This window comes from Streptomyces sp. NPDC055078 (assembly GCF_053607985.1).
The window spans coordinates 1-24,326 of sequence record NZ_JBSGUP010000052.1 but is presented as its reverse complement, the minus strand read 5'-3'; the positions used below and the strand labels follow the sequence as shown (position 1 = coordinate 24,326).

Below are 24,326 nucleotides of genomic sequence, written 5' to 3'. Positions count from 1 at the left end.
CCTCGACCGCGAGCAGCGGGTCCCGCCCGCCCGCCGCAGGGGCCGCGCCGCCGGGGGCGCGGCCCGTTTCCGGGGGGCTAGTCACGGCTCACCCGGGCGAGGAACGCGCGGCTCTGGCTCGCCGGCATGTCGATCCCGCTCAGGCCCTTCCGGTGCGCGACCAGCAGGTTCGTCGCGAGCAGGGTGAGGGTGGGGTAGACGTTCTCCGCCTCCCACTGCTGGACGGCGACGAGCGCCTTCTGGTACGCGGCGGGGTCACCGGCGCGCTGGGCGTTGTCGAGGAGCTTCCGCAGCGCGGGCGGGACGGGGCCCTGGCGCCCTTCGGCCGGCGCCACGTACTGGTACGGATTCGAGTAGTACGACTGGGCGTTCCAGCTGAGGGCGTACTTGGCCGTCCCGAGCCGGTCGCCCCAGGCACCGCGCTCCAGCGGTTCGAGCTTGACCTTGATGCCCGCCTTCGCGAGCTGGTCCTGCATGGCGGCCATCAGGTCGTTGGTGCCGGGGTCGTAGGCGCTGATGTACATCACCGAGGTGGATATCCCGTTGGGGAACCCGGCCTCCTTGAGCAGTTCCTTGGCCCTGGCGATGTTCGGGGTCGAGTTCGGCACCTCGGAGAGCTTGGGTGCCCAGGGGTTGCTGTCGGGGAGGTAGACGCTGGGGCGGGCGCCGCCGCCGCTGTACGCCTGCTCGGCGAGGCCGGTGCGGTCGAGCGCGAGGGCGAGTGCCTGACGGACCTTCATATTGTCGAAGGGCTTGGTGAGGTTGTTGACTTGGAGGAAGATCGTCGAGTCCGTGGGCACGTTCTTGACCTGGAGCTTGTCGGAGCCGGACAGCGCCTTGCCGCTCGATGTGGCGGTGAAGATGAGGTCGACGGCACCGGCCCGGAGATCGTTGATCTGGGTGGAGGTGCCCGGCACATAGAGGATGTTGAGCTGCTCGGACTTCGTCTTCTCGCCCCAGTAGTCGGCGAACCGCTTGAGCTTCAGCTCACTGTTGGGCCGGTACGAGTCCTGGGCCCACGGGCCCGTGCCGACCATCCGGGTCGCCATCTTGTCCGAGGTGGCGGCCTTCTTGTTCATCACGGCACAGCCCCACACCAGGGGGTTCGCCATGTTGTTGATGAACCCGGCGTCGGGTCTCGTGAGGTGGAACACGACGGTGGAGTCGCCGGACGCGACGGCTCTGTCGAACGTGGGGAAGACTTCCGCGGCGATTCCGTCCGGGCTGCGCTTCAGCCGGTCGAAGGTGTAGGCGACGTCCGCGCCGGTCAGCGTCTCGCCGTTCTGGAACTTGACGTTCTTCCTCAGCTCGAAGGTGTAGGTGAGACCGTCGGGGGACCGCTGGTAGCCGGTGGCCAGCTCCGGCTCGATCTTCCCCTCCGGGGTGGTGGTCATCAGGCACTGGTACGACAGCTGCCAGGCGAACCGGTCCGCGTAGAACGCCGAGCCCTGCGGGTCGAGCGTCGAGGGTGCCGCGGTCTCGGCCACGGTGATGCCCTTGGAGGACGAGCCTCCGCTGGGGGGCGGAGAGCAGCCCGCCGCGACCGCGACAGTCGCACAGGCCGCGATGGCCGCTGCCGAGCGGAGGGCATAGCCGTGCTGATTCTTCATCTGAACCTCTCCTGGACGGGTCTGCGTCTTCCCGGTCCGGCTCCATGGCCGCTGACGGATCGCAAGACACGAGTTTTGCAATGCAGTTCAGTCCAATGCATTGCAGAATGCTTACTGACGCCTCATAGTGCTGTCAAGAAGTCGGTCAAACAGGAAGGAGAGGTATAGACCGCTCCCCTCATCACCCCGGAGAGAGCGAGGAGTTCGCTCTTCATCCGGCGCCCTCCGGCGCCCCTGGCCCGGCCTCACCGGACTGCTGCCGACCACTGATCCCGACATCGGCAGCGGACCGCACCGGCACGCCGCGGACCGCTCCCCGATCCCCGGCACGGGCCCCTGACCAGGGCATCTGGCTCCGCACACGTGATCGGCGGCAACCCCGCACCGGGACCATGTGCCGCAGAGAGCTGTCCCGCCGCCGGGAGCGATGCCCGCTCGCGGACCGTGGCGTACCGAAGACACCGGGCCCGCTCGCGGACCGCGGCGTACCGAAGACACCGGGGGCGTCCCCCGGAAGAGAGGAATCCCCAGGATGACCCCGGACCCGAACCCCACCCCGGGACGTCGCAACAACTCGGCGTCGCTGCGGCGAGCCATCTCCATCCTTCTGCAACTGGGAGAGTCGACCGACGGGACCGGGTACACACTCGCCGAGCTGTGCCACGAACTCGCCCTCAACAAGAGCACCTCGCTCCGCCTGCTCCAGCCGCTCCTGGAGGCCCGTCTGGTCGAGCACCTCCCGTCGGGCCGCTACCGCCTCGGCTGGCGCATAGCCCAGCTCGGCCGCGCCTATCTCGCGGGCCTCGACCTGCCGCGCGGCATGCACGACATCCTGCAGAAACTCGGCTCGCAGACCCGCGAGACCGTCCATCTCGTCGTCGCCGACTTCCCGAACATCGTCTACATCCACAAGGTGGACACCCCGCACCCGGTCCGCATGTTCTCCCGGATCGGGAACAGCGCGCCCGCGTACTGCACCAGCGTCGGCAAGGCGATGCTGGCCCACGCCGCACCCGAGACGGTCGACCTGGTGATCGCGAACGGCATGCCGGCGCACACACCGCGCACGATCACGACGGCCGAGGGGCTGCGGGACGCCCTCGCCGAGATCAGACAACGGGGCTACGCGGTCGACGACATCGAGCACGAGGAGGGCATCCGGTGCGTGGCGGCGCCGGTCTTCGACCACGCGTCGGCGTGTACGACCGCCATCAGCGTCTCGGCGCCCGCGGAGCGGCTACCCGCCGAGGATCTGGCGCGGCTGGCACCCCTGGTGATGGCGGCAGCCAACGAGATCTCCACCCGGCTGGGAGCCGCCCGGTGAGCCGCGCCCCCGCCGCAATTCCCTACCTCCCGCACCGTTTCCCGTCCCGTTTCCCCTCCCGTTTCCCGTCCCGCGAACAAGGAGTTGCCCCGCCGTGTCCTCCACACTGGTCTTCCTCGGCACCGTGCGCACCGGCGGCGCCGCGTACGGCGACACCACCGCCCTCGCCGTACGCGACGGCCTGATCGCCGCACTGGGAGACGACGCGGAGAGACTCACCGACGGAGCCTCGGAGGTGATCGACCTCGGCGGAGGCTTGCTGATGCCCGCCTTCGGCGACGGTCACGCACACCCCCTGTTCGCCGGCCTGGAACACTTCGGGCCGAGGATCAGGGACCTGCCGTCGGTCGACGCCGTCGTATCCGAAGTCGGGCGCTGGGCCGCCGGGCACCCCGATGCGGCATGGATCGTCGGCGCGTCCTACGACCCCTCGCTCGCCCCGGGCGGCGACTTCGACGCGCGCTGGCTCGACGAGGCCGTCGCCGACCGCCCCGTGGTGCTGCGCGCGAACGACTACCACACTGTCTGGTGCAACACCGAGGCACTGCGGCGGGCCGGAGTCGACGCGGACACCCCCGATCCGCGCCTCGGCAGGATCGCGCGCAGACCCGACGGCACCGCGCTGGGCACCCTGCGCGAGTGGCACGCCTGCGACCTCGTGCTCGACCGGGTTCCGCACCGGCCGCGGGGGGAACTGGTCGATGCACTCGCCCTCGCCACCCGGATCTGTGCCCGCGCGGGCCTGACCTGGGTACAGGACGCCTGGGTCGAGCCCGAGATGGCCGACGCCTACCTGGCGGCGGAGGCGGCCGGAGTCCTCGCGGTCCGGGTCAACCTGGCCCAGCGGGCGGACCCCGTCCACTGGCGTGCCCAGCGCGGAGCCTTCGCCCGGACCCGGGAGCGGGTCGAGCGCGAGGCGGGTGACCTCCTCTCCGCGCGGACGGTCAAGTTCTTCGGCGACGGGGTGATCGAGGGGGGCACGGCCGCGCTCCTCGATCCGTACGAGGACGCCCCGCACAGTTGCGGCATGCGGGTGTGGGAGCCGGCCGCGCTGGCCGAGGCGGTCCGTGCCTTCGACTCCGACGGCTTCCAGATCCACATCCACGCCATCGGTGACGCGGGCGTCCGGGCCGCCCTGGACGCCATCGAGTCGGCCACGTGGGCGAATCCGCCGTGGGACCGCCGCCCGGTCATCACCCATGTCCAGCTCGTGGACCCCGCCGACCTCCCCCGCTTCGCCCGTCTCGGCGTGATCGCCAACGTCGAGCCCCTGTGGGCGCGGCTCGACGCGGTGCAGTCCGAGCTGACCGTGCCCCGGATCGGTGAACAGCGGGCCGCACGCCAGTACCCGCTCGCGGAACTCGCGGAGCACGGGGCGCGGCTGTCCTTCGGCAGTGACTGGCCGGTCAGCTCACACCTGCCGCTGGAGGGCATCCAGACCGCCGTCACCCGCCGCACCACGGACGGCCTTCCGGAACACGGCTGGACAGCCCACCAGTGCCTGACCATCGACCAGGCACTGGAGGCGGCCACCACCGGGGTCGCCCACCAGGCATTCGCCGGCCACCGCTCGGCCCTGGTCCCCGGGGCACCCGCCGACCTGGTCTGGCTCGGCAGCGACCCCCGCACCGCCGATCCCCTGCGCATCCGGGAGATCCCCGTACTCGGCACCTGGCTCCAGGGCCGCCGGACGCACGGTCCCTGAGGGCCGGCCTGGTCGATACGCCTCACCCTCAGGGACGGGTGTTCACACGGGCTCCGGGTGCCGAGGGGGCGGTGCGACGACCGGTGTCAGACCCCCGTGTCATGGTGTTCATGGACGCCGACCAGCGCGCCCGCCGCAGTACCGACCGACCGCAGCCGCCCGGCTGTCGAAGGAGTGCACCCCATGCCCGGAACCGACGCCGACCGCACCTCCCTGGCAGCCATCGCGGCGCTGCTGGCGCCCGCCTGTCCGGCCGTCGCCGAGCAGGTGCTGTCCGCGCACGACGACCCCGCGGGATATGTCCGCGCGTATGCGGCACGGCTGGCGGACCGGGGCATCGACGGGCCCGTCCCGGCCCTGGCCTGGATAGCGCTGGTCGACGCGCTCGATGAGCACCGGCTGCTCGCCGAGTTCGACTGGAAGGAGGATCCGGCGGAGATCCGGGCCCGGCTGGGAGGGCTTGTGTCCCGTCCGTCCGTGGATCCCTGGGTGCTGGTCGAGGCCGATGAGATGCTGCTGCCGACGGCCGAGTTCCTCCATGCCTGCGGTCGGCACTACCGCGAGATCGGTGCCGCCCTCGCCGTCCTCGACATCGATTCGGACTGTTACCCGGTGGTGTGCCTGCGCGGTTCGCGGGCCGAGGAACTGGTCTCGCTCGCGACGCGCGCGGGTTTCACCGCGGAGGTTCTCGGCGCTCGGTGAGATGAGCCGGGCGCGATGCGGGCGGTCGGCCGCCCGGGTTTCGACGCGGTCCTTGCCGAGACGACGCGCGGGCGGCTTCGGCGCGCAACGGGATCAGGGTGTCAGGGGTGGTCTCCGAGCAGGACGCGGCGTACGTGGTGGAGGTGTTCGCGCATGGCGTCGCGGGCGCCTCGCGGATCCCGTTCGCGGACGGCGGCGACGATCTGCTCGTGTTCGGCGCAGTAACAGCGGTGGCGTTCGGGATTGAAGCTGCGGCGCTTGAGTCCGCCCCATATGGGCTGGCCGCGGGCGCTGATGAGCAGGGAACTGACGCTGATCAGGACCGTGTTGTGGGTGGCCAGGGCGAAGCTGTGGTGCAGCGCGGTGTCCCAGCGTTCGAACTCATCCGAGTCGGCCGCCCGCTCGCCGCCGCGAAGGCAGCGCTCCATTTCCGCGAGGTCGGCCCCGGTGGCGGACGCGACGGCGAGTGGCATCAGTTCCGGCTCCAGGACCAGTCGTGAGGCCATGATCTCCGCAGGGCTGGGCTGGTGGGCACCACCGGAAGGGAGGGTGGTCTCGCCGGGGGCGACGAAGGTGCCGCGGCCGACATGGCGCCGCACGACGCCGCGTGCTTCCAGGTCGTGCAGGGCGGCGCGGACCGCGGCACGGCCGACCCCGGTGGCTGCCGCCAGCTCCCGTTCGGTGGGCAGGCGGTCGCCGGGTTTGAGGCCACCGGCGGTGATGATCTCTTCCACATGGCTGAGCGCGGTGGCAGCGGGGCCCACATCGTGGTCCATGTCTGTTCTCTCTCTGTTCCCTTTCTGAACCAATGCGGACCAATGTTAGCACTGAGTTCGACCGGTGAGTCCGGTGAGTCCAGTGAGTAAGGATTCCGGGCATTGACGCCTGGGAAGCCCTGAATCTAGGCTCACCGTTACGAACCGATTCCCAGGATTGGTTCATATTGGTGTGGAGGTGCGGTGCGCTTCGCGAGGATTCACGGCAAGGACGGCGTACGGGTCTGCGCGGTCGACGAACACGGAGCGGGCCGCGAGGTGCGCTTCGCCGACACCGGCCTTCCCGTGCACGATCTGCGGCAGATCATCGACGCGGGCCCCGGGGCCACGGAACGCCTGGAGATCGGACGCCGGGTCGTCGGCGGGCGGTTGCTGGCCCCCCTGACCCCGGCCCGCAACATCTTCTGCGTCGGGCGCAACTACTCCGACCACGCGGCGGAGTTCGCGAAGAGCGGCTTCGACGCGACCGCCTCCCCGGACGGCCCGCAGGTGCCGGAGCACCCCGTCGTCTTCACCAAACCGGCGGCCTCCGTGATCGCCTCAGGCGATGTGGTCGACCCGCACACCGACCTCACCTCAGCGCTCGACTACGAGGGCGAGATCGGCGTGATCATCGGGCGGCGGGCCACGAAGGTCGGCCGGGAGGAGGCGATGGGTTACGTATGGGGCTACACCCTCATCAACGACATCACCGCCCGCGACCTGCAGCGCGACCACAAGCAGTGGTTCATCGGCAAGTCCCTCGACACCTTCTGCCCCATGGGCCCCTGGGCCGTGACCGCCGACGAGATCGCCATCCACGATCTGCGGCTGCGGACCCGCGTCAACGGCGAGCTGCGACAGGACGCCAGCACCTCCCTGCTGATCTTCGACGTGGCGGACATCATCGAGATCCTCTCCGCCGGCATCACCCTGGAACCCGGTGACGTCATCGCCACCGGCACCCCGGCCGGCGTCGGCATCGGTTTCGAACCGCCCAAGTACCTCACCACCGGAGACCGGGTCGTCGTCTCCGCTCCCGGACTGGGCGAGCTGGCCAACACCATCGGACCCGTGGCCGGCCGCGACCACCAGGGGACCGGCGCCGCCGCCCTGTTCGTCGAGCGGACCGGCCAGGGCCCGCCCGTGGTCCTCATCCACGGCCTCGGCGGCGCCACCACCGTCTACGATCCGCAGGTCAGGGCCCTGGCCGAGCGCCACACGGTGCTGCGCTACGACCTGTCGGGGCACGGCCGCTCGCCCGGGAACGGCGTACCCGGCGTCACCGGCTGGGTCGAGGAACTGGCCGCCCTGCTGGACTCGGAGGGCATCGAGGAGACCGCCGTCGTCGCCCACTCCCTGGGCACCCTGATCGCGTCCGCCTTCGCCGTCGCCCACCCCGACCGGGTCACCGCGCTCGCCCTGCTGGGCCCCGTCCGCGCCCTGGGCCCACAGGCCAAGGAGGCCATGCGTGCCCGCGCTCGCACCGTGCGCGACGGCGGGATGTCCGCGGTGGCCGACACCATCGTGTCGGTGGCCACCTCCCGGGGGACCCGCGCCGAGCGTCCCCTCGCCGCCGCCCTGGTCCGCGAGCTGCTGCTCGGCCAGGATCCGGAGGGCTACGCGTCCGCCTGCGAGGCCCTGGCCTCGGCCGGGGAGCCGGACTTCACCCGTATCAAGGCCCCGGTGCTGCTGCTCACCGGCAGCGACGACAAGACCAGCCCGCCGGCCGTCAACGACGACATCCTCGCCCTGCTCCCCAGGGCCGGGCTGCACATCATCGAGGGCATCGGCCACTGGCACACCCTCGAAGCACCCGAAGACGTCACCCGGCACCTCCAGGAATTCCTCGCCCGGCCCTGAAAGCCGTACGAAAGGATGGTGACGACGATGTCACCGAGCACGTCGACCCTGTTCACCAACGTCCGCGTCTTCGACTCCAGCGGCAGCGAACCCTTCCCCGGCGAGGTCCTGGTGACCGGCGAGCGCATCGCCGAGGTCCGCCGCGGCAGCGGCGAGCGGCCCCATGACGGCGTCCGCGTCATCGACGGCCGCGGACAGTTCCTCATGTCCGGCCTGTGCGACGCGCACACACACTTCAGCTGGACCGACTCCGCGGACCTGCCGGGCCTGGCCACCGTGGGCGTGGAGGAGCACACCCTGCTGTCCGCCCGCTCCGCGCTGACCTACCTCAACTCCGGGTACACCATGTGCGTCGGTGCCGCCTCCGCCAAACCCCGGCTGGACGTCGTCATCCGCAACGCCATCAACGACGGGCTCATCCTCGGCCCGCGCTACCTGGCCAACTGCCAGGAGATCGCCGTCACCGGCGGCGCGCTCGTGGACGGCATCACCGCCTTCGCCGACGGCCCCGACGAGATGCGCAAACAGGTCCGCCGCAACGTCGCGATGGGCGCCGACCTGGTCAAACTGAGCATGTCCGGCGAGGAGATCACCGGCAACCAGCACGCCCAGGACAACTACTTCTCCGACGAGGAAGTCCTCGCCGTCACCACCGAGGCCCATCGCCGCGGCCTGCGCGTGTGTACACACGCCCGCTCCGCGGAGAGCGTGAAGATGTCCCTGCGCAACAACGTCGACATCATCTACCACGCCAGCTTCATCGACGAAGAGGGCCTCGACATGCTGGAGGCCAGGAAGGACGAGGTCTTCGTGGCCCCCGGCCTGAACTGGCTGGTGGCCACCCTCAACGACGCGGCGGCCTTCGGCTACCCGCCCGAGGCCGCCGAAGCCGCCGGATACAAGCACGAGTTCGAGTGCGCCGTCGAGGGCCTGCGGGAGATGCGGCGCCGCGCCATCAGAGTCCTGCCCGGGGGCGACTACGGCTTCGCCTGGACCCCGCACGGCACCTACGCCCGCGACCTGTGGCACTTCGTCGAACTCCTCGGCTACACCCCGATGGAGACACTGCTGGCCGCGACCGCGCTGGGCGGAGAGATCATGCGGATGCCCGGCGAACTCGGGCAGATCAAGCCCGGCTTCTACGCCGACCTCATCCTCATCGACGGCGACCCGCTCCAGGACATCACCGTCCTGCAGAACCACGACAGGATCGCCGGAATCATGAAGGGCGGCGCCTTCCACAAGGACCCCGGCCCCAGCACCCCCGGCAACACCCCCTCCCCGACCGGCCGGCCCGTCGTCATCACGGCCTGACACCGTAGGAGATCCTGGCCTGACACGGTAGGAAATCCCGGCCTGACACGGTCAGAGATCCCGGCCCGGCACGGTCAGAGATCCCGGCCCGGCACGGTCAGAGATCCCGGCCTCACACCGTAGGAAACCGACGCCCCCTCATGTTCCGTCCTGCGGCCGCACGATGAGTGCCGGGGCCACGCACGTGACGTTTCCCGGTCCCATTGGCAACAATCTCCACCATGGAGACTCTGGGGGACGAGCGCGACGGCTGGCGGCCACCGTCCGAGGTGCGCAATATCGTCCGGGACAGCACGGTGGAGTACCTCGTCCAGGTCGGCCATGTCCGCGGCGACCTGGTGGTCAATCTGCCGTCCGCCCGCGAGCCCGCCGACACCGCCGCCGAGGAACTCGCCCGCTCCGTCCGCTCGCAGTGGTCGGCCGAGGTGGCGGCCCGGGAGCTGGGCGACACCGAGGGCGCGCTCGCCCTGCGCTGGCTGGCGCGCTGGGGCCCGAGCGCGCCGCGAGGCACGGGCCCGGACGAGGAGCGGGACGGTCCCGGGCACGCCGTGCGCGGCGACCGGATCGGCGGCGCCGTGGACACCTTCCTCGGCCTCGGCCTGCGGCGCCTGCTTGTCCTCGGGGGGCCAGGCTCCGGTAAATCGACCCTGCTGGCCCTGACGACCGTGCTGCTCGCCGGGCGCCACCTGGGCGACGTCACCCGTGCTGTCCCCGGCGACCGGGGCGTCCCGGTGCCCGTGCTGCTCACCCTGGAGTCGTGGGACGCGGAGCAGGTGGCGTTCCGCGACTGGCTGATCGACCGGCTCACCGAGGACCACCCCGGACTGCCCCGCGTGGACGGCGCGCACCCCGCGCGCCGACTCGTACGCGACAACCGGGTACTCGCCCTGCTCGACGGCCTCGACGAACTCCCCGCCCACCGGCGCGGTGCGGTCGTCCGCGCGCTGAACGCCGCTCCCCGGGACACCGGATACATTCTGGCCTGCCGGGCGGCGGAGTACCGCGCGTCGGCCGACCGCCTGACGGGCGCGTCCGACATCGAGGCCCTGCCCGTCGGCCCGCGCGACGCCGCCGCCCATCTGCTGCGCACCGCGGACCCGCGCCGCCACGACCAGTGGGGTCCCGTGGTCGACGAACTGGCCGAACACCCCGAGGGGCCTCTCGCACAGGCCCTGGCCACGCCGCTGATGCTCTGGCTGGTGCGGCGGGCCCACCGCCCCGAACACGCCGACCCGGCCCTCCTGACGGACCACGGCCGGTTCCGGACCCGCGCGGACATCGAGGCCCATCTGCTGGACGCGATCGTCCCCGCGGCCTTCGCCCCGGGCGCCCATGACACCGAGCGGCTGCACGCGCCCGGCCGCTGGCATCCGGGCCGCGCCCGGGGCTGGCTGGCCTTCCTCGCCCGGGAACTGGAGCGCCGGGAAACCACCGAGTTCGCCTGGTGGCGGCTGCAACGGACGACGGTGACCCGGCTGCTGGCGCTGCCGACCCTGCTGGTGCTGGGGATCGCGCTGACCGAGTCCGTGCTGATGCTCACCCGGCTGGTGCAGGACGCCTACAGCGATCCGGTGCTCCAGGGCATCCTCAGGATCGATCGCGTCGAGCGGAACTACGTACTCGGCGGATTCCTCATGGCCACCGCGGTCCGGGGCGCCGCCATGGCCTGGTTCGGCGAGCGGTTCTGGGAGCCGCGCCGCCGCGCCAACCCGTTCCGCGCGGGCGCGGCCCTGCGCTCCGTGTCCCGGGCCGCGTCCCTGCGGCAGGGGCTGCGCGCCGCGGCGGTCCTCCTGGTACCGACCGCCGGGCTGCTGCTGATCAGTCTGGAAGCCACGGGCGAGCACGTACCCGCGTTCGCCGCCCAGTCACTGCTGGGCTTCACCCTGGCCGCGCCGCTGATGGCGATGATCGCCGCGCCCGCCGACACCGTGGACGCGGCGACCCCGGACTCGGCGCTCACCAGCGAACGGCGCACCGCCTGGCTCACTCTCGGTCTGGTCGCGCCGCTGATCGGACTCGGGCCGGGCGCCCACAGCCTGCTCACCGGCGATGCCGCCGCCGAGGTGGCCATCGCCGTGATCAAGGGCTGGGCGGGGGCGGTCCTGGTGCTGGTGGCCCTGAGTCCCTGGTGCCTGTGGGCCGTCTCCAAGGTGTGGCTGGCGCTGCTGGGGCGGGTGCCGTGGTCACTGATGGAGTTTCTGCGGGACGCGCACGGTGCGGGGTTGCTCCAGCGGTACGGGGGCGCCTACCGGTTCCGGCACCTGCGGCTTCAGGAGCATCTCGCCGGAGCCCTCCGTACGGAGCCCGTATCCGTCCCCGGCCCACGGCAGTCCCCGTCCGGCGCACCGCAGTCCCCGTCCGGCGCACGGCAGTCCCCGCCCACGGCCCCCACCGTGAACGTGCCCCTCCAGGGCCCCTTCACGGCCGGCGCACCCCCGCGCGCCCGGCGGGACCCCGCCGGCCGGACGTCCCCGGCGCCCCGGCTGAGGGACTTCCTCGACCAGGTGCCGCCACTGCACGCGACACCGGGCTGGCGTCTCGTCACCGCCGACGACAGCGCGTACGCCCTGACGGGCCGGGGGCGCAGGCTGCCGCTGGCGCACTGGGCGGTGTGCGGGGCGTTCGCCGCCGTGGCACTGATGCGTACCGCCGCGAACGGCAACTGGGACAGCTGGCACGGCTGGATCGGGGTCCTGTTCTGGCTCGCCTTCGCGCTGCTGATCAATCTCGTGGCACTGGCGCTGCCCGGGGTGCGTATGTCGCTGCGGATCGATGTCCACGGTGTCACCGCGACCATGGGCCGCCGCACCGCCGCGTACGCCTGGGACGACGTGCTGACCGTGGCCGTGCGCCAGACGTACGTCCGAGGCCGGAACCAGCGCGGCTACGGCCCCCACGTCCGGCTGCGCCCCGGCGCACCCGAGCCCCCGCGCGTGTTCCGGGGCCGCGACGGCTGGTGGCTGGTGATCGGCCTGAACCTCCGTCCGGCCATGCCGCCCGACGTCGTGGACGCGCTGACGCGCTTCTCCGGGGGCCGCTGGCAGGGCTGACCGCCGTCACCACCGGAGAACCGCTGTCACCACCGGAGAACCGGCGTGCCCCGGCCGGTGGGGGCGGGCCCCGGTCGGGGTGAGGGTGTGCGCCGATTGGTGGGGGATCGGCTTGCCGGGGTGCGGGCACTGGTGAAGGATCAATTTACGGGATCTGTCGCGTATCTATCGTCATGTCACGATTCGCGGCGTGTCGTCCTCTCTCTGCCCGACCGCATGAGGAGTCGCCATGGAAGTCAGTCCGCTCAGCCGCCGACGGCTGCTGTGGGGCGCTGCCGGCGGGGCGGGCGCGGCTCTGGCCGCCGTCGGGCTGCCCCGGCCGACGGGGCCCGAGAAGAAGGTGAAGGCCGCGCCGCCGAGCCTCGTACGCAAGGCCCCCGCCCCCGCCGCCGGACCGCCCGCGGCTCCGCGTCCGGACCCCTCGGTGGACTACGCGCCCGCCGTCTGGATCGAAGCCTCCGAGTCCAGCTACACACGCTCCGAGCGTCCCGGGGCGTATCCCATCCAATACGTCGTCATTCACCTAACGACGGACACCTTTCCGGACATGATCGCCAGGTTCAAGGAGCCCAGCGAGCGGGTGTCCGCGCACTACATGATCAGCTCGAACGGCACCCGGATCGCCCAGTGCGTGCGCGAGAGCGACGTCGCCTGGCACTCCGGCAGCGTTTGGCACAACTACCGGAGCATCGGTATCGAGCACGAAGGCTGGATCGACCAGCCCTTCTACACCGACGGGATGTACGAGGCATCCGCCGTGCTCACGGCGACGATCTGCGCGAAGTACGACGTCCCGGTCGACCGGGACCACATCCTGGGCCACATCGAGGTCCCGCTGTCCACGCACGAGGACCCCGGACCCTCGTGGAACTGGACCACCTATATGAAGCTCGTCGAGACCGCTCGGCGGCGCGTCAGAACCTGACGCCGCGTCGGCCCCATGGCGTGGGCCGCGCTATTTTCCGGCGAGACGCCACAGCGAAGTGGCTTCCGCGGCGCGGGCGGCGTAGAGGGGGTCAGCCGTGTCTCTTGCTCGCGGATGCCGTGGCCGGGTGTCGGTCCTGTCCACCACGTGCAGGCCGGCCGCCTCGATGCCGGCCAGGAGTTCGCCGCGCGTCCTGAGCCCGAGATGCTCGGCCAGATCCGACAGGATGAGCCATCCTTCACCTCCCGGTTCGAGGTGCGCGGCGAGTCCGTCCAGGAAGCCGCGGAGCATGCTGCCGCCAGGGTCGTAGACACCTTGTTCTACGGCGGAGGTGGGCCGGGCCGGGACCCAGGGCGGGTTGCAGACGACGAGGTCCGCGCGCCCTTCGGGAAACAGGCCGGGTCCTACGATGTCGATGCGCTCGGTGAAGCCCAGTCGGCGGACGTTGTCGCGTGCGCAGGCCAGGGCACGCGGGCTGATGTCAGTGGCCACAACGTGGTCGATCCCCCGGCGGGCCAGGACGGCGGCGAGCACTCCCGTCCCCGTCCCGAGGTCGAACGCGGTACCGCGACCCGTGCGATGGGCCGCCGGCGCGGGGAGCGGCGCATGGGCGACGAGGTCGACGTATTCGCCCCTGACCGGGGAGAACACCCCATAGTGGGGGTGAACGCGAGCGTTGAGGGCCGGTACCTCCACGCCGTTCGTGCGCCACTGATGCGCTCCGATCACGCCCAGTAGCTCGGTGAGCGAGACGGCCATCGGCTCGGACGGCGGACCGTACGCTTCGGTGCATGCCTGGCGCACATCGGGGGCTCTGCGCAGATTCAGGCAGTAGTCGTCGTCCAGCAGAACGAGGAGCCTGCCGAGCACGCGGGCCCGGTGGCCGCGGGCCCTGCGGTGCAGATGGAAGGAGTCTGCCGGGCTGCCGACCTCGCCCTGCCGAGCGGGTTTCCGGTCGATGCGGCGGCCCATCGCTCGCAGCAGTTGACGTGCGTTGGGGAAGTCTCCCTGCCACAGCAAGGCGGTTCCCTCGCAGGCCAGACGGTAAGCAGTGTCGGCCTTCATCCGGTCGTCCGCACCGATCACCCGGCTGGGAGGCGGTGTCGCGCTCTCGGAATGCCAGCGGATGGAACGGCGGGTGTTCGTCTCGGTCCAGTGGATGGTGGACACCACATACTCCTCGTCATCGAACACGCAGGGCACGAAGAGCACTTCGAGGAGGTGCAGGGCGGCAACGGCCGTGCTTGCGGCACAGGCGCGTGCGTCGGGGCAGGTGAGGCTACCGCTCCCGCGTCGAAGCGCGAGGGGAGGAGTCGCCGAGAACCATGCCGAGCGTCACGACCAGCCCTTTCGGAGAGATGAGCCAAAAGATTCGCACAGCCCTGACTCCGAAGGCAAACCAGCGCCAAGGCAGAACCGGCCCACGGGCAAACGGCCCACGGGCCGGGCGGGGAAGCTGTCCCCGCCCCGAGCGGCTCGCCGCCCGGCCGAGCGCGCAGAGCACCGATGAATGGCTTCCCATGCCCCACCCCCACCCCCACCGTCCCAGCGTGAGCGGGGTGCTACGCATCACGGACTTCGTGTCCCGCACGAATGGAGGCGAGACGATTCCTCTTGCTAAGGTGACGCCATGGCTTTCCTCTTCTTCGTCTGAGTCCGGGCACGGCCCCGCCGTTTCTGCTGCCCGTAGACCCTTCGTATGCCCAGGGAAAGCCCTATGCGCGACCGCGCCCCTACCTCCCTGCCCACCGCAGTCCCCGCTGTGGCGCAGCTGTCCGTCAAGTCCGTCACCAAGTCGTATGGCGCCCGAACCATCCTCGACCAGGTCTCCTTCACCGTCCGGCCGGGCGCGAAGGCCGCCGTCATCGGTGAGAACGGCTCCGGCAAGTCCACCTTGCTGCGGCTGCTCGCCACGGCCGAGATGCCGGACGCCGGGGAGATCACCGTCCGCTTCCCCGGCGGCACCGGCCACCTCGCCCAGACCCTCGCCCTCGATGCGGACTGCACCGTGCAGGACGCCGTCGACCTTGCCCTGACCGAACTGCGCGATATGGAGCAGAGGCTCCGTGCGGCGGAGGAGTCCCTCGCCGGCGCGTCGGACGAGGAGCTTGCCGCGTACGCCACACTGCTGATCGCGTACGAGGAACGCGGCGGCTGCGAGGCCGACGCCCGGGTGGATGCCGTCCCGGTCGCCGCCCTGTCCGTGGGACAGCAGCGGCGGCTGCAGATCGAAGCCGAGGAGCTGGAACTGCACGCCGGCCGCAGGCGCTGACCCGGTTCGGCCTGCCCCCGCCCCGCATCGCTTCACATCCATCAATCCACTGAGACAAGGGATGAACCATGACCACCTTCGTGACACCACAACAGCACGCCGACCGCACCGCCGCCGCCGTCGAGGCAGCCGTCGCGGCCGGGCGTGGGCTCGGCCTGACCGTCACCGACCCCACGGTGCTCCACGACGTCTTCTCCGTCGTCGTCCACCTGGCCCCCTCGCCGGTCGTGGCCCGGATTCCCACCGTTCTGCCCCGCCCGGACGACCTGGCCTCGATCGCGCACCGCCAGCAGGACGAGCTGGACGTGACACGGTGGCTGGCCGACCAGGGAATCCCCGTGATCGCGCCCAGCCCCCTCGTGCCGCGCGAACCCGTGCGGCACGACGGGTTCTCGATGACCTTCTGGCCCTTTGTCGAGGAGGCGCGGGACAAGGAGCCCGACTACGTCGCGAACGCCGAGAGCGTCGCCGACCTGCATGCGGCACTGCGCGCCTACCCGGGCCGCCGCCTGGAGTTCCTGTCCGCGGCCGACCCGCGGTTCATCGCGGACAGCCTCGCCCTGCTCGACCAGCACCCCGACCTGATCGGCGCGGCCGAGCTGGACCGCGCCCGCCGCGAATGGCAGATCCTCGAACCCCTCGTACGCTCACGCAGCGCCTTCGAGGCCCGGTTCCCCGGCATCGACCTCCAGCCCATCCACGGTGACTCCCCGCCCGCGAACATCTTCAACGCGGTGGACGGCGACCTCTACGCCGACTTCGAACTGATCACCCTGGGACCCATCGAGTGGGACCTGGCCGCTCTCGGCCCCGAGTACGAAGCCGCCTACAACCGCGGCGCACGACGCAACGGCACGAGGCCGCTCAACGAGGAGGTCCTCACCTTCGTCAACGCCCTGGGCATGCTGCGGGTCATCGCCACCCTCACCCTGGTTCCGCAACTTCCCGAACTGATGGCGTACCTCAAGCCCGCGGTCGACCACTGGCAGACGACGCCCTTCGCCGCCGGCCTGAGCGGCTGATACGGACCGACTGGGAGCATGCTCGGGTCGAGCAGCGCGTACGGGCGCCGGGCCTGGAGCATGCCGGCCAACCGCAGGTAGCGCTTGCGTGCCGGTGCCGGTACCGGGCGGGCTGGGCGGAAGGCGGCCCGCGGGTCCGCGGTGAGGGCCGCACCGGTCCGCTTGCCCTCCCGCGTCCTGCGGGGACCCGCTACCGGGTGGTTCCGGTGTCCCGCAGGGCGACGCCGTACTGAGCGAGTTGGAGCCCCAGGCCGCACGGGCGTGACGGGCCGGACGGGCCGAACAGCGCGGGTAGCTGTTCGACGTGGTGGACGCCCGGGGGGAGGGTGCCGGACAGCAGTTCCCGGGTGACGAGGGCCGCCACCAGGCCGGTGATCCGGCTCTGGCCCGTGCCGGTGAAGGAGCTGGCCGCGTGCCGGCCGTCGCGCCAGGCATCGGCCCGCACCGCGAACGCCTCGCCGCCGCTGTGCACCCGCAGGAACGCCGCGGTCAGCGCCCGCCGCACCGCGGGCCGCCGTACGAGTCCGCCGAGCCCCGCCCGGCGCAGACCGAACAGCAGCGCGGTGAGCGCTCGGGAGTCCAGGCACAGCCGGGTGGTCACCTCGCGCACCCCGAGCGTGCCGGGCAGGGTGTGCTGGTCGGAGAAGGGGAACGGGTGGGCGGTACGCGTCCCGTGGCCGGGCAGTGAGATGCGGCGCGGGTGTGCGGTGACGGGGGCGCCCAGCCCCTCCACGGTCCAGCGGACCGCGTCCGCGCCGTGCCGCTCACCGGAGCCGAGCAGGACGGTGAGATCGATACGGTCCGCGCCGCCGACGGCCTCATGCACGCGGCGGGCGAGCAGGTTCGTGAGCCCCGGGGCGACTCCGACGCTGAGGACGGCCGTCGCGCCGGTGTCCGCCGCGAGCGGGTGGAGCCGGGCCACGGCCTCCAGCAGCCGGGGCGTGGCGCCGACGTCCACGAGGTGGACGCCGCGTTCCAGGCAGATCCGGGCGACGGTGGCGTCGGGCGGTTCGGCGCACAGCACCACCGCGGCGATGTCGCCGAGGTCGTCCAGGGCCCGGCGCAGGGTCACCGGATCGGCGGCGTCCACCCGCACCCCGCCCAGGGCGCGTACCCGGGCGGCGTTCCGGCCGGCGGGGACGACCCGGCCGGGGAACCACGTGCCGAGCGCGGTGGTCACGGTGGCGCCCACGGCTCCGTAACCGCCAAGGACAAGGATTCGGCCGGTGAGGTCGCCGGCATGCGCTGTCGTCATGCCTTACCGGAATACACTGTAGTGTCACTACAGTCAAAAGTGTCACTACAGTCAAAATGACGGAGCGCGGTTCTCCCACCGGGGCGGGGCCGTCGCGGTCAAGGAGGGCAGGGCGAGCGTGTCGCTTTCGCGCGCGGAGAAGGCCCGCCGCACCCGGCAGCGGATGCTCGACGCCGCGGGCCGGCTGTTCACCGATCGGGGCTGGACCGGTACGACCGTGGAGGATGTCGCGCGGTCCGCCGGCGTCGGGGTGCAGACCGTCTACTTCACCTTCGGGACCAAGCGCGCCGTGCTGAAGGAACTGGTGGACACGGCGGTCGCCGGTGACCTGGACCCGGTCGCCACCCTGGAGCGGCCCTGGGCCCGGGAGGTCCTGGCCGAGCCCGTCCCCGCCGTACAGCTCGCGCTCCAGGCCGCGGGCGCCCGGAGGGTACTGGAGCGGGCCGCACCCCTGCTGGAGGTGGTACGGACGGCGGCGCCGGCGGACCCGGAGCTGGCCGCCCTGTGGCGGATCAACCAGGAGCAGCGGCACACCGTGCAACTGTCGTTCGCGCGGGCCCTGGTGGCCAAGACCGCCGGAGGACTGCGGGGCGGATATGACGCGGAGTCCGCCGCCGATGTGGCCATGACCCTGCTGGGTCCGGAGACCTACGCCCTGCTGGCCACCGGGCGCGGCTGGCCGCCGGCCCGCTGGGAACGCTGGGCGGCGGACGCGCTGGTGCGGCAACTGCTCCCCTGAGGGAGCGCCGACGGGTGTGCTCCCGGCCCGCGGGCAGCGTTGGGCTCCGCCGACGTACCTGCCGACGGTCCGGGAGATCCGCCGCCGCCACCGCCACTGCCACTGCCGTCACCGTCACCGCCGTCACCACTTGATACCCGGCCACCACCCCTCGCACCTGCTGACGCGACCACCACCGTCCGTCCCCCTTCGGAGGAGGCCCATGATGATCCCGGCCGGACAACTCGGCGCCACGGCCGACGGACTGGTTCCGCCGGACCGTCCGGTGATGCTGCACACCTCGCTGCGCTCCTTCGGCGCCCCCGTCGCGGGCGGCGCGGACACGGTGCTGGACGCCCTGCTGGCGAACAACCGCACGGTACTGGTGCCGAGCTTCACCGAGCCGCAGTTCGAACTCCCGCCCCCGGACCGGGCCGCGCTGCGCCCCGCCCGCAACGGCATCGACTACAGCGCGCCCCCGGCCGGGCCCGCCCGTACGGAAGGCGCTGCCTACACTCCGGAGTGCGGCCTCATCAACCCGGGGCTCGGCGCACTCCCGGCGGCCCTGATCCGCCGTGCCGGCGCCGTTCGCGGCTCGCATCCGCTCAACTCGTTCGCCGCGCTCGGCCCTCTCGCGGACCGGCTGATCCCGGCCCAGAGCCCCGCCGATGTGTACGGCCCCATCCGCGCACTGGCGGCCCATGAGGGGGTGATCCTCCTCATCGGGGTGGGGCTCAACCGGATGACGGCGCTCCATGAGGCCGAACGACAGGCGGGGCGCCGTCTGTTCGTGCGCTGGGCCCGGGTCGCCGGGGGAGGGGTGTCCATGGTCGACGTGGGGTCCTGCTCGGAAGGGTTTCCCCGGCTGGATCCGGTCCTGCGCCCCCTGACGCGCACCGCGACCGTGGGCCGCTCGCGGTGGCGGGTGTCGTCCGCGCGGCAGACGCTGGCCGCCGCGACCGCGGCCATCACCGCCGACCAGGGCATCACCCGCTGCGCCGCCAACTGCCGGGCGTGCCGCGACTCCATCGCCGGCGGCCCGGTCCTGGGACCGGACCGCCCCGGGTAGCCACCGGCCGGTGCCGGCCCGCCGAGGCCCCACTGCCACTCCCCGACGCTTGCGGGCCCCGAGGTCCGCACGCACCCCTTCCGGAAGATGGTTCCGACCGAGGGCGGGAGCACAAGCGTTGTCGACGCCTGGCGGTCGCCCCGCCTGAGGGAGTGACGAGTCGCGCGCTGAGGGCTTCGTGCCTACGGGTTGTTCAGCGGGTGCGGGTGCGGGTGCGGGGGGCGTCGGGGCGGTAGCTGGCTTTGATGTGGACTCTTTCGCCCTGGGGGCCGAGGATGCTGAGGAATTCCACGGGGTGTTCGTCGGCGTTGCCGAACCAGTGGGGGAGGTGGGTGTCGAATTCGGCGACTTCGCCCTCGGCGAGGAGGAAGTCCTTGTCGCCGAGTACGACGCGAAGGCGACCTCGCAGGACGTAGAGCCAGTGGTAGCCCTCGTGCGAGCGGGGATCGGGCTCACGGCCGTCGGTCAGGCCGGCGGGCAGGATGTGTTTGAACGCCTGCGGCCCGCCGGGGGTGCGGGACAGCGGGACGACCGTCATGCCGTTGTGGGTGAACGGTTGCGGATACACCCGGGGGTCAAGGTCGGCGGGGGCGCCGATCAGTTCCTCGACGGGCATCCGGTAGGCGCGGGCCAGCGGCAGCAGGAGTTCCAGACCCGGTTTGCGCTGCCCGGATTCCAGCCGGGACAGGATGCTGATCGGAATGCCGGTGGTCTCCGACAGCGCGGTCAGAGTGGCGCCGCGGCGGCGGCGCAGCTCGCGCAGCCGGGGCCCGACGGCGGCCAGCACCGCTTCGAAGTCGTCGCTCATACATCCACCCTGACGGGACTTTTCGCTTTCCGCAAAGACCTTTGTCCGATGGTCGAAGTGGCTGCACTGTGACGGTCGGAGGTGGCCACGATGACCCGAAACACCCAGGTCAACACCGATACCCGGTACGACGTCGCAGCGATCGGCGCGGGCCCGGCCGGCTTGAGCGCAGCACGCGTGCTCGGGCGTGCCCGCAGGTCGGTGCCGGTGATCGACGACGCCCGGCCCCGCAACGCGTCGGCGGCACACCCGCACGGCTTCCTGTCCCGCGACGGGGCAGCGCCCGGCGACGTACGGAAGGCGGGGCCGCACGACGTGGCGGCGTGGCGGGATACGGGAACCTCGCCGCCGACCGACTCCACCCCGATGCCGCCGCCGCCATCCGGCCCGGACGACAGACCGCACCGCGGGATCCCGACGTCCCGCTCACGGCGACCTGAAGCCGTGCCCCCGCACGGCGACCTGAAGCCGTGCCCCCGCACGCCGACCTGAAGCCGTGCCCCCGCACGCCGACCGCGGCCACCCGACACGGAAAGGACCGAGCGCCATGGACGCTCAGCCCTGGGACGAGATGTACCGCCGCCGCGACCAGATCTTCAGCGGCAACCCCAACCCCGTACTCGTCACCGAGATCACCGGCATACCACCCGGCCAAGCGCTCGACGTCGGCTGCGGCGAAGGAGCCGACGCCCGCTGGCTGGCCCGCAACGGCTGGCAGGTCACCGCGGTCGACATCTCCGACATCGCCCTGCGACGCGCCGCCACCGCGGCGACCGACACCCCAGGCCGCGTGGCATGGGCGCGCGCCGACCTCACGACCACACCGCCCCCCGCAGGCGCCTTCGACCTGGTGTCCGTCCACTACTTCCCCCTGCGCCGTCAGCCCGGCCACACGGCGCTGTACGGGCTGCTGAATGCGGTGTCCCCTGGCGGAACTCTGCTCTTCACCACCCACTCCCGCGACGATCTCACCCCGACCGGGGACTTCGATCCCAGCGACTACTACCAGCCCGACGACATCACCCCGCTCCTTGCCCCCACCTGGAACATCCTGATCGATGAAACTCGGCCGCGTGCAGCTCCCGCCCCCACCGGCACACACCACACGCACGACAGCATTCTGCGAGCGGTACGCCTGCCCTGAGCCGACCGGATCCTCATCGGCCACCTGGCCCTGTGGGGCCGCATCCGATGGTCGCTCCACCTGCGCGGGAGCGGATCGCCGTGCCCGGCACACGTGCGGTTACTCCGGAGGGGTGCCGGGTGTGTGCGAAGGGTCCGATGTGCGGCACCGTATATCCGATGTGCGGCACCGTACATAGGTCTCGACCGTCATGGACATCAGTACCTCGCCGTCCGAGGACAGGCGGCCGTTGTAGGTCAGAGCCGCGCGATCGCCGCGATCCGGGACCAGGGCCACGGATTCCACCCGAAGGTCTCCGCGCAGGGTCATCCCCGGACGTACCGGCCGGTGCAGGCGTATGTCCCGCAGTCCGCGAGCGGCGATGATCGCCCACCTCTGCAAAGCGCCGTGGACGGCCAGGCGCTGGAAGATGCAGAGAGTATGGGTGCCGCTGGCGATGATGTCCTTGAAGTACCCCTGGGCCGCCGCCGCTGGATGCACATGCATGGGCAGCGGATCCCACCGGTGTGCGAACTCCATGATCTCCTCGCGTGTGACGGTGTATGCGCCGAGGTCGTATCGGACGCCGGGCGAAAGGTCCTCCGCGTAGAGGGTGTTCGCAGCGATGGGTTCGCTCATGGTGCGCTCTGCCCTTTCCGGGAACGGGGGAATGCGTGAGGGGCACACGAGGTCGGCGCACCTGCGCGCGTACGAAGGCGTGGTGAGTGGATCCGACGCGGCTGGAGGCCGGTGCGCAGGCCCGCCCCGGTGACGTGTGCAGGCGAGCCGCCGGCGGCGGGCGGCCCGGTCGTCCGGACCGACCGCACGCCGGCCGGTGGGGACCTCAGGCGCGCAGGCCCCGGATCGCGAGGTCGGCGAAGGTCTCGCCGACCTCGACCGCTGTCACGGGGCCCTGCGCGTGGTACCACCGGTAGACCGAACTCATCATGCCCAGGATGCCGAAGGACGTGATGCGCGGCTCGATGTCCTTACGGAAGACGCCCTCCTGCTGGCCCTGGTGGATGCAGTCCTGGACGAACCGGTCATGCCGGTCGCGTTCCGCGACGATCACTGCCTGATGCTCGGGGGTGAGCGCGCGCCACTCGGTGAAGAACAGGGAGGACTTCACCACATGGGTCGCCGTGTGCGCGGTCTCGGTCGCCACGAAACGGTGCAGTTTGTCCACGGCGCCGAGAGGCGAGGCGATGATCTCGTCGAAGTAGCCGCGGGTCTCCTGGTGGTAGCTGTGCACGATCTCGAAGAGGACTTCCTCCTTCGTGGAGATGTAGTAGTACAGGCTGCCCTTGAGCATGCCCAGCTCTTCGGCGATGTCCTGGATGGTCGCCGCTTCATAGCCCTTGCGGTAGAACACCTGGGCCGCCGTCTCGATCACTTCTTCGCGGCGGCGCCGGTTCTGCCCGGCTGTTCGCGCCATCCCGGAGCTCCGTTCCTTCTGGTCTGTTCCTTCGGGTCTGTTCCTGCTGGTCCCGCACTGCCGACGCACAGGACCGCCGACGCACAGGCTAGCCGCAGCCTCTTCCGCCGAACGGTCGAGCCGGGGCTTCGAGCCGGGGCTTCGAGCCGGGGCTTCGATCCGAGGCTTGCGTCGGTGCGGCCCCTGATGCAGACTACCAAACAACCGGTTGGTAGAAAAATGAGGAGAGCACGATGATCAGCCATATCCTCGGCACATCCATGACCGCCTTCGGCCGCCGGCCCCAGACGTCGGTCAAGCAGCTGGTGAGCGAGGCCGCCGGGGCGGCGATCAAAGACGCGGGCATCGCACCGGCCGACATACGGGCCACGTTCTTCGCCTGTGCCATGCAGGGCGCCCTGGAGGGGCAGCACGCCGTCGCGGGCCAGATCGCCCTGCGCGAGACCGGCCTCGACACCTGGCCGGTGGTCAATGTCGAGAACGCGTGTGCCAGCGGCGATACCGCCCTCTATCTGGCCGACGCCCATATCCGTGCGGGGCTGGCGGACGTGGTGCTGGCAGTGGGCGTCGAGCGGATGACCTTCGACAAGGCAGGCGCCCTCGCCTGGTTCCACGGCGCGTGGGACGTCCATGAGGCCGACCGCACCGTGGCCGGCCTGCTGGCGCTCGGCGAGGGTGTCGAGACCCCGGCCGGTGTCGAGGAACCACCGGCGGAGCGCAAGAGCCTCTTCATGGACGTCTACGCCGCGCTCACGAAGTTCCATATGCGGGAGTACGGTCTCACCGCCCGGGAACTGGCGAGCGTCGCGGCCAAGGACCACACCCACAGCGTGCTGAATCCGCTCGCCCAGTACCGCAGCGCGTACACCACCGAGGAGATCCTCGCGGCGCCGGTGATCTCCTGGCCGATCACCCTGCCCATGTGTGCGCCGCTCACCGACGGAGCCGCCGCGGTCGTCCTGTGCAGCGAGGAGTTCCTCGGCCGTGTCGACCCGAGCCGGGCCGTGCCCGTCGCGGCGGTCGAGCTGGCCAGCGGCTCGGACCGCGACCCCCGGGACCTGGACTCCCATCTGTCGCGCAGGGCGGCCCTGCGCGCCTACGAACGGGCAGGCATCGGCCCCGAGGACATCAGCCTGGCCGAGATCCACGACGCCACCAGCTTCGGCGAGATCCTCCAGTCCGAGAGCCTGGGGCTGGTACCCCGGGGCGACGGAGGCGCCGCCGCCGCGGCGGGGGAGACGACCATCGGCGGGCGGATCCCGGTCAACGTCTCCGGCGGCCTGGTCTCCAAAGGACACCCGATCGCCGCGACGGGCCTGGCCAAGACCTTCGAACTCGTCACCCAGCTTCGCGGGGAGGCCGGAGCCCGCCAGGTC

20 protein-coding genes and 1 pseudogene are annotated in these 24,326 nt (G+C 71.4%); 14 read left to right on the top strand and 7 right to left on the bottom strand.

What is annotated here, in order from left to right; translation table 11 throughout:
• Positions 1 to 77: 77 nt before the first annotated feature.
• Positions 78 to 1,610 (bottom strand): ABC transporter substrate-binding protein, encoded by a 1,533-nt coding sequence (locus tag ACWF94_RS07445; protein ID WP_453485615.1) that lies wholly within the window; start codon positions 1,608 to 1,610, stop codon positions 78 to 80.
• Positions 1,611 to 2,142: 532 nt separating this feature from the next.
• Between ACWF94_RS07445 and ACWF94_RS07440 the strand changes: the two genes are divergently transcribed.
• From ACWF94_RS07440 to ACWF94_RS07430, 3 genes are all read left to right on the top strand, one after another.
• Entirely contained in the window at positions 2,143 to 2,934 is a 792-nt protein-coding gene (locus tag ACWF94_RS07440; protein WP_453485613.1) for an IclR family transcriptional regulator, read from the top strand.
• Between the two features lie 94 nt (positions 2,935 to 3,028).
• A complete protein-coding gene (locus tag ACWF94_RS07435) occupies positions 3,029 to 4,639 on the top strand; it encodes an amidohydrolase (RefSeq protein WP_453485611.1) in 1,611 nt (536 codons plus the stop codon).
• Positions 4,640 to 4,822: 183 nt separating this feature from the next.
• Positions 4,823 to 5,341, top strand: coding sequence for a DUF6630 family protein (locus ACWF94_RS07430; protein WP_453485609.1), 519 nt, complete (start codon positions 4,823 to 4,825; stop codon positions 5,339 to 5,341).
• A 101-nt stretch (positions 5,342 to 5,442) separates the two neighbouring features.
• Here the strand turns inward: ACWF94_RS07430 and ACWF94_RS07425 are convergent, their stop codons facing one another.
• Positions 5,443 to 6,117 (bottom strand): FadR/GntR family transcriptional regulator, encoded by a 675-nt coding sequence (locus tag ACWF94_RS07425; protein WP_453485607.1) that lies wholly within the window; start codon positions 6,115 to 6,117, stop codon positions 5,443 to 5,445.
• A gap of 183 nt (positions 6,118 to 6,300) precedes the next feature.
• On the opposite strand from ACWF94_RS07425, the gene ACWF94_RS07420 reads away from it, so the two are divergent.
• From ACWF94_RS07420 to ACWF94_RS07405, 4 genes are all read left to right on the top strand, one after another.
• A complete protein-coding gene (locus ACWF94_RS07420) occupies positions 6,301 to 7,959 on the top strand; it encodes an alpha/beta fold hydrolase (RefSeq protein WP_453485605.1) in 1,659 nt (552 codons plus the stop codon).
• Between the two features lie 27 nt (positions 7,960 to 7,986).
• Complete coding sequence (locus ACWF94_RS07415; protein WP_453485603.1) at positions 7,987 to 9,273, top strand: amidohydrolase family protein; 1,287 nt, start codon at positions 7,987 to 7,989, stop codon at positions 9,271 to 9,273.
• Between the two features lie 221 nt (positions 9,274 to 9,494).
• The gene (locus ACWF94_RS07410; protein ID WP_453485602.1) at positions 9,495 to 12,323 is read left to right on the top strand and encodes an NACHT domain-containing protein; all 2,829 of its coding nucleotides are present in this window, start codon (positions 9,495 to 9,497) and stop codon (positions 12,321 to 12,323) included.
• 229 nt (positions 12,324 to 12,552) lie between these two features.
• On the top strand, positions 12,553 to 13,248 hold the full coding sequence (locus ACWF94_RS07405; RefSeq protein WP_453485600.1) for an N-acetylmuramoyl-L-alanine amidase: 696 nt from the start codon (positions 12,553 to 12,555) through the stop codon (positions 13,246 to 13,248).
• Positions 13,249 to 13,278: 30 nt separating this feature from the next.
• Here the strand turns inward: ACWF94_RS07405 and ACWF94_RS07400 are convergent, their stop codons facing one another.
• On the bottom strand, positions 13,279 to 14,418 hold the full coding sequence (locus ACWF94_RS07400) for a methyltransferase (RefSeq protein ID WP_453485617.1): 1,140 nt from the start codon (positions 14,416 to 14,418) through the stop codon (positions 13,279 to 13,281).
• Between the two features lie 547 nt (positions 14,419 to 14,965).
• Between ACWF94_RS07400 and ACWF94_RS07395 the strand changes: the two are divergent.
• Together ACWF94_RS07395 and ACWF94_RS07390 are read left to right on the top strand one after the other, a co-directional pair.
• A pseudogene (locus ACWF94_RS07395) lies at positions 14,966 to 15,478 on the top strand (ATP-binding cassette domain-containing protein); the annotation flags it as partial.
• 110 nt (positions 15,479 to 15,588) lie between these two features.
• On the top strand, positions 15,589 to 16,542 hold the full coding sequence (locus ACWF94_RS07390) for an aminoglycoside phosphotransferase family protein (protein ID WP_453485599.1): 954 nt from the start codon (positions 15,589 to 15,591) through the stop codon (positions 16,540 to 16,542).
• A gap of 190 nt (positions 16,543 to 16,732) precedes the next feature.
• Here the strand turns inward: ACWF94_RS07390 and ACWF94_RS07385 are convergent, their stop codons facing one another.
• On the bottom strand, positions 16,733 to 17,797 hold the full coding sequence (locus ACWF94_RS07385; RefSeq protein WP_453485597.1) for a saccharopine dehydrogenase family protein: 1,065 nt from the start codon (positions 17,795 to 17,797) through the stop codon (positions 16,733 to 16,735).
• A gap of 118 nt (positions 17,798 to 17,915) precedes the next feature.
• Here ACWF94_RS07385 and ACWF94_RS07380 point away from each other — a divergent pair, with 118 nt between their 5' ends.
• Entirely contained in the window at positions 17,916 to 18,536 is a 621-nt protein-coding gene (locus tag ACWF94_RS07380; RefSeq protein WP_453485596.1) for a TetR/AcrR family transcriptional regulator, read from the top strand.
• 202 nt (positions 18,537 to 18,738) lie between these two features.
• Entirely contained in the window at positions 18,739 to 19,584 is an 846-nt protein-coding gene (locus tag ACWF94_RS07375; protein WP_453485594.1) for an AAC(3) family N-acetyltransferase, read from the top strand.
• A 193-nt stretch (positions 19,585 to 19,777) separates the two neighbouring features.
• On the opposite strand, the gene ACWF94_RS07370 is transcribed toward ACWF94_RS07375, so the two are convergent.
• Complete coding sequence (locus tag ACWF94_RS07370) at positions 19,778 to 20,392, bottom strand: helix-turn-helix domain-containing protein (RefSeq protein WP_453485592.1); 615 nt, start codon at positions 20,390 to 20,392, stop codon at positions 19,778 to 19,780.
• A 90-nt stretch (positions 20,393 to 20,482) separates the two neighbouring features.
• On the opposite strand from ACWF94_RS07370, the gene ACWF94_RS07365 reads away from it, so the two are divergent.
• Both ACWF94_RS07365 and ACWF94_RS07360 read left to right on the top strand, forming a co-directional pair.
• Complete coding sequence (locus ACWF94_RS07365) at positions 20,483 to 20,884, top strand: hypothetical protein (protein ID WP_453485590.1); 402 nt, start codon at positions 20,483 to 20,485, stop codon at positions 20,882 to 20,884.
• 55 nt (positions 20,885 to 20,939) lie between these two features.
• Entirely contained in the window at positions 20,940 to 21,536 is a 597-nt protein-coding gene (locus ACWF94_RS07360) for a class I SAM-dependent methyltransferase (protein ID WP_453485589.1), read from the top strand.
• A 99-nt stretch (positions 21,537 to 21,635) separates the two neighbouring features.
• Here ACWF94_RS07360 and ACWF94_RS07355 read toward each other — a convergent pair whose 3' ends face one another.
• Positions 21,636 to 22,154 carry a MaoC/PaaZ C-terminal domain-containing protein gene (locus ACWF94_RS07355; protein WP_453485588.1) on the bottom strand — a complete coding sequence of 173 codons (519 nt, stop codon included), beginning with the start codon at positions 22,152 to 22,154 and terminating at the stop codon, positions 21,636 to 21,638.
• 205 nt (positions 22,155 to 22,359) lie between these two features.
• Positions 22,360 to 22,950, bottom strand: coding sequence for a TetR family transcriptional regulator (locus ACWF94_RS07350; protein ID WP_453485586.1), 591 nt, complete (start codon positions 22,948 to 22,950; stop codon positions 22,360 to 22,362).
• 233 nt (positions 22,951 to 23,183) lie between these two features.
• On the opposite strand from ACWF94_RS07350, the gene ACWF94_RS07345 reads away from it, so the two are divergent.
• Positions 23,184 to 24,326 (top strand): thiolase family protein (locus tag ACWF94_RS07345; RefSeq protein WP_453485585.1); only part of this gene is annotated, 1,143 nt, incomplete at its 3' end.

Excerpts from the sequence above, each read along its gene's own strand:
- ACWF94_RS07410 (WP_453485602.1), top strand. The coding sequence starts at position 9,495 with ATGGAGACTCTGGGGGACGAGCGCGACGGCTGGCGGCCACCGTCCGAG.
- ACWF94_RS07430 (WP_453485609.1), top strand. The coding sequence starts at position 4,823 with ATGCCCGGAACCGACGCCGACCGCACCTCCCTGGCAGCCATCGCGGCG.
- ACWF94_RS07375 (WP_453485594.1), top strand. The coding sequence starts at position 18,739 with ATGATGATCCCGGCCGGACAACTCGGCGCCACGGCCGACGGACTGGTT.
- ACWF94_RS07355 (WP_453485588.1), bottom strand. The coding sequence starts at position 22,154 with ATGAGCGAACCCATCGCTGCGAACACCCTCTACGCGGAGGACCTTTCG.
- ACWF94_RS07445 (WP_453485615.1), bottom strand. The coding sequence starts at position 1,610 with ATGAAGAATCAGCACGGCTATGCCCTCCGCTCGGCAGCGGCCATCGCG.
- ACWF94_RS07365 (WP_453485590.1), top strand. The coding sequence starts at position 20,483 with ATGACCCGAAACACCCAGGTCAACACCGATACCCGGTACGACGTCGCA.
- ACWF94_RS07415 (WP_453485603.1), top strand. The coding sequence starts at position 7,987 with ATGTCACCGAGCACGTCGACCCTGTTCACCAACGTCCGCGTCTTCGAC.
- ACWF94_RS07405 (WP_453485600.1), top strand. The coding sequence starts at position 12,553 with ATGGAAGTCAGTCCGCTCAGCCGCCGACGGCTGCTGTGGGGCGCTGCC.
- ACWF94_RS07360 (WP_453485589.1), top strand. The coding sequence starts at position 20,940 with ATGGACGCTCAGCCCTGGGACGAGATGTACCGCCGCCGCGACCAGATC.
- ACWF94_RS07390 (WP_453485599.1), top strand. The coding sequence starts at position 15,589 with ATGACCACCTTCGTGACACCACAACAGCACGCCGACCGCACCGCCGCC.
- ACWF94_RS07385 (WP_453485597.1), bottom strand. The coding sequence starts at position 17,797 with ATGACGACAGCGCATGCCGGCGACCTCACCGGCCGAATCCTTGTCCTT.
- ACWF94_RS07350 (WP_453485586.1), bottom strand. The coding sequence starts at position 22,950 with ATGGCGCGAACAGCCGGGCAGAACCGGCGCCGCCGCGAAGAAGTGATC.
- ACWF94_RS07425 (WP_453485607.1), bottom strand. The coding sequence starts at position 6,117 with ATGGACCACGATGTGGGCCCCGCTGCCACCGCGCTCAGCCATGTGGAA.
- ACWF94_RS07370 (WP_453485592.1), bottom strand. The coding sequence starts at position 20,392 with ATGAGCGACGACTTCGAAGCGGTGCTGGCCGCCGTCGGGCCCCGGCTG.
- ACWF94_RS07440 (WP_453485613.1), top strand. The coding sequence starts at position 2,143 with ATGACCCCGGACCCGAACCCCACCCCGGGACGTCGCAACAACTCGGCG.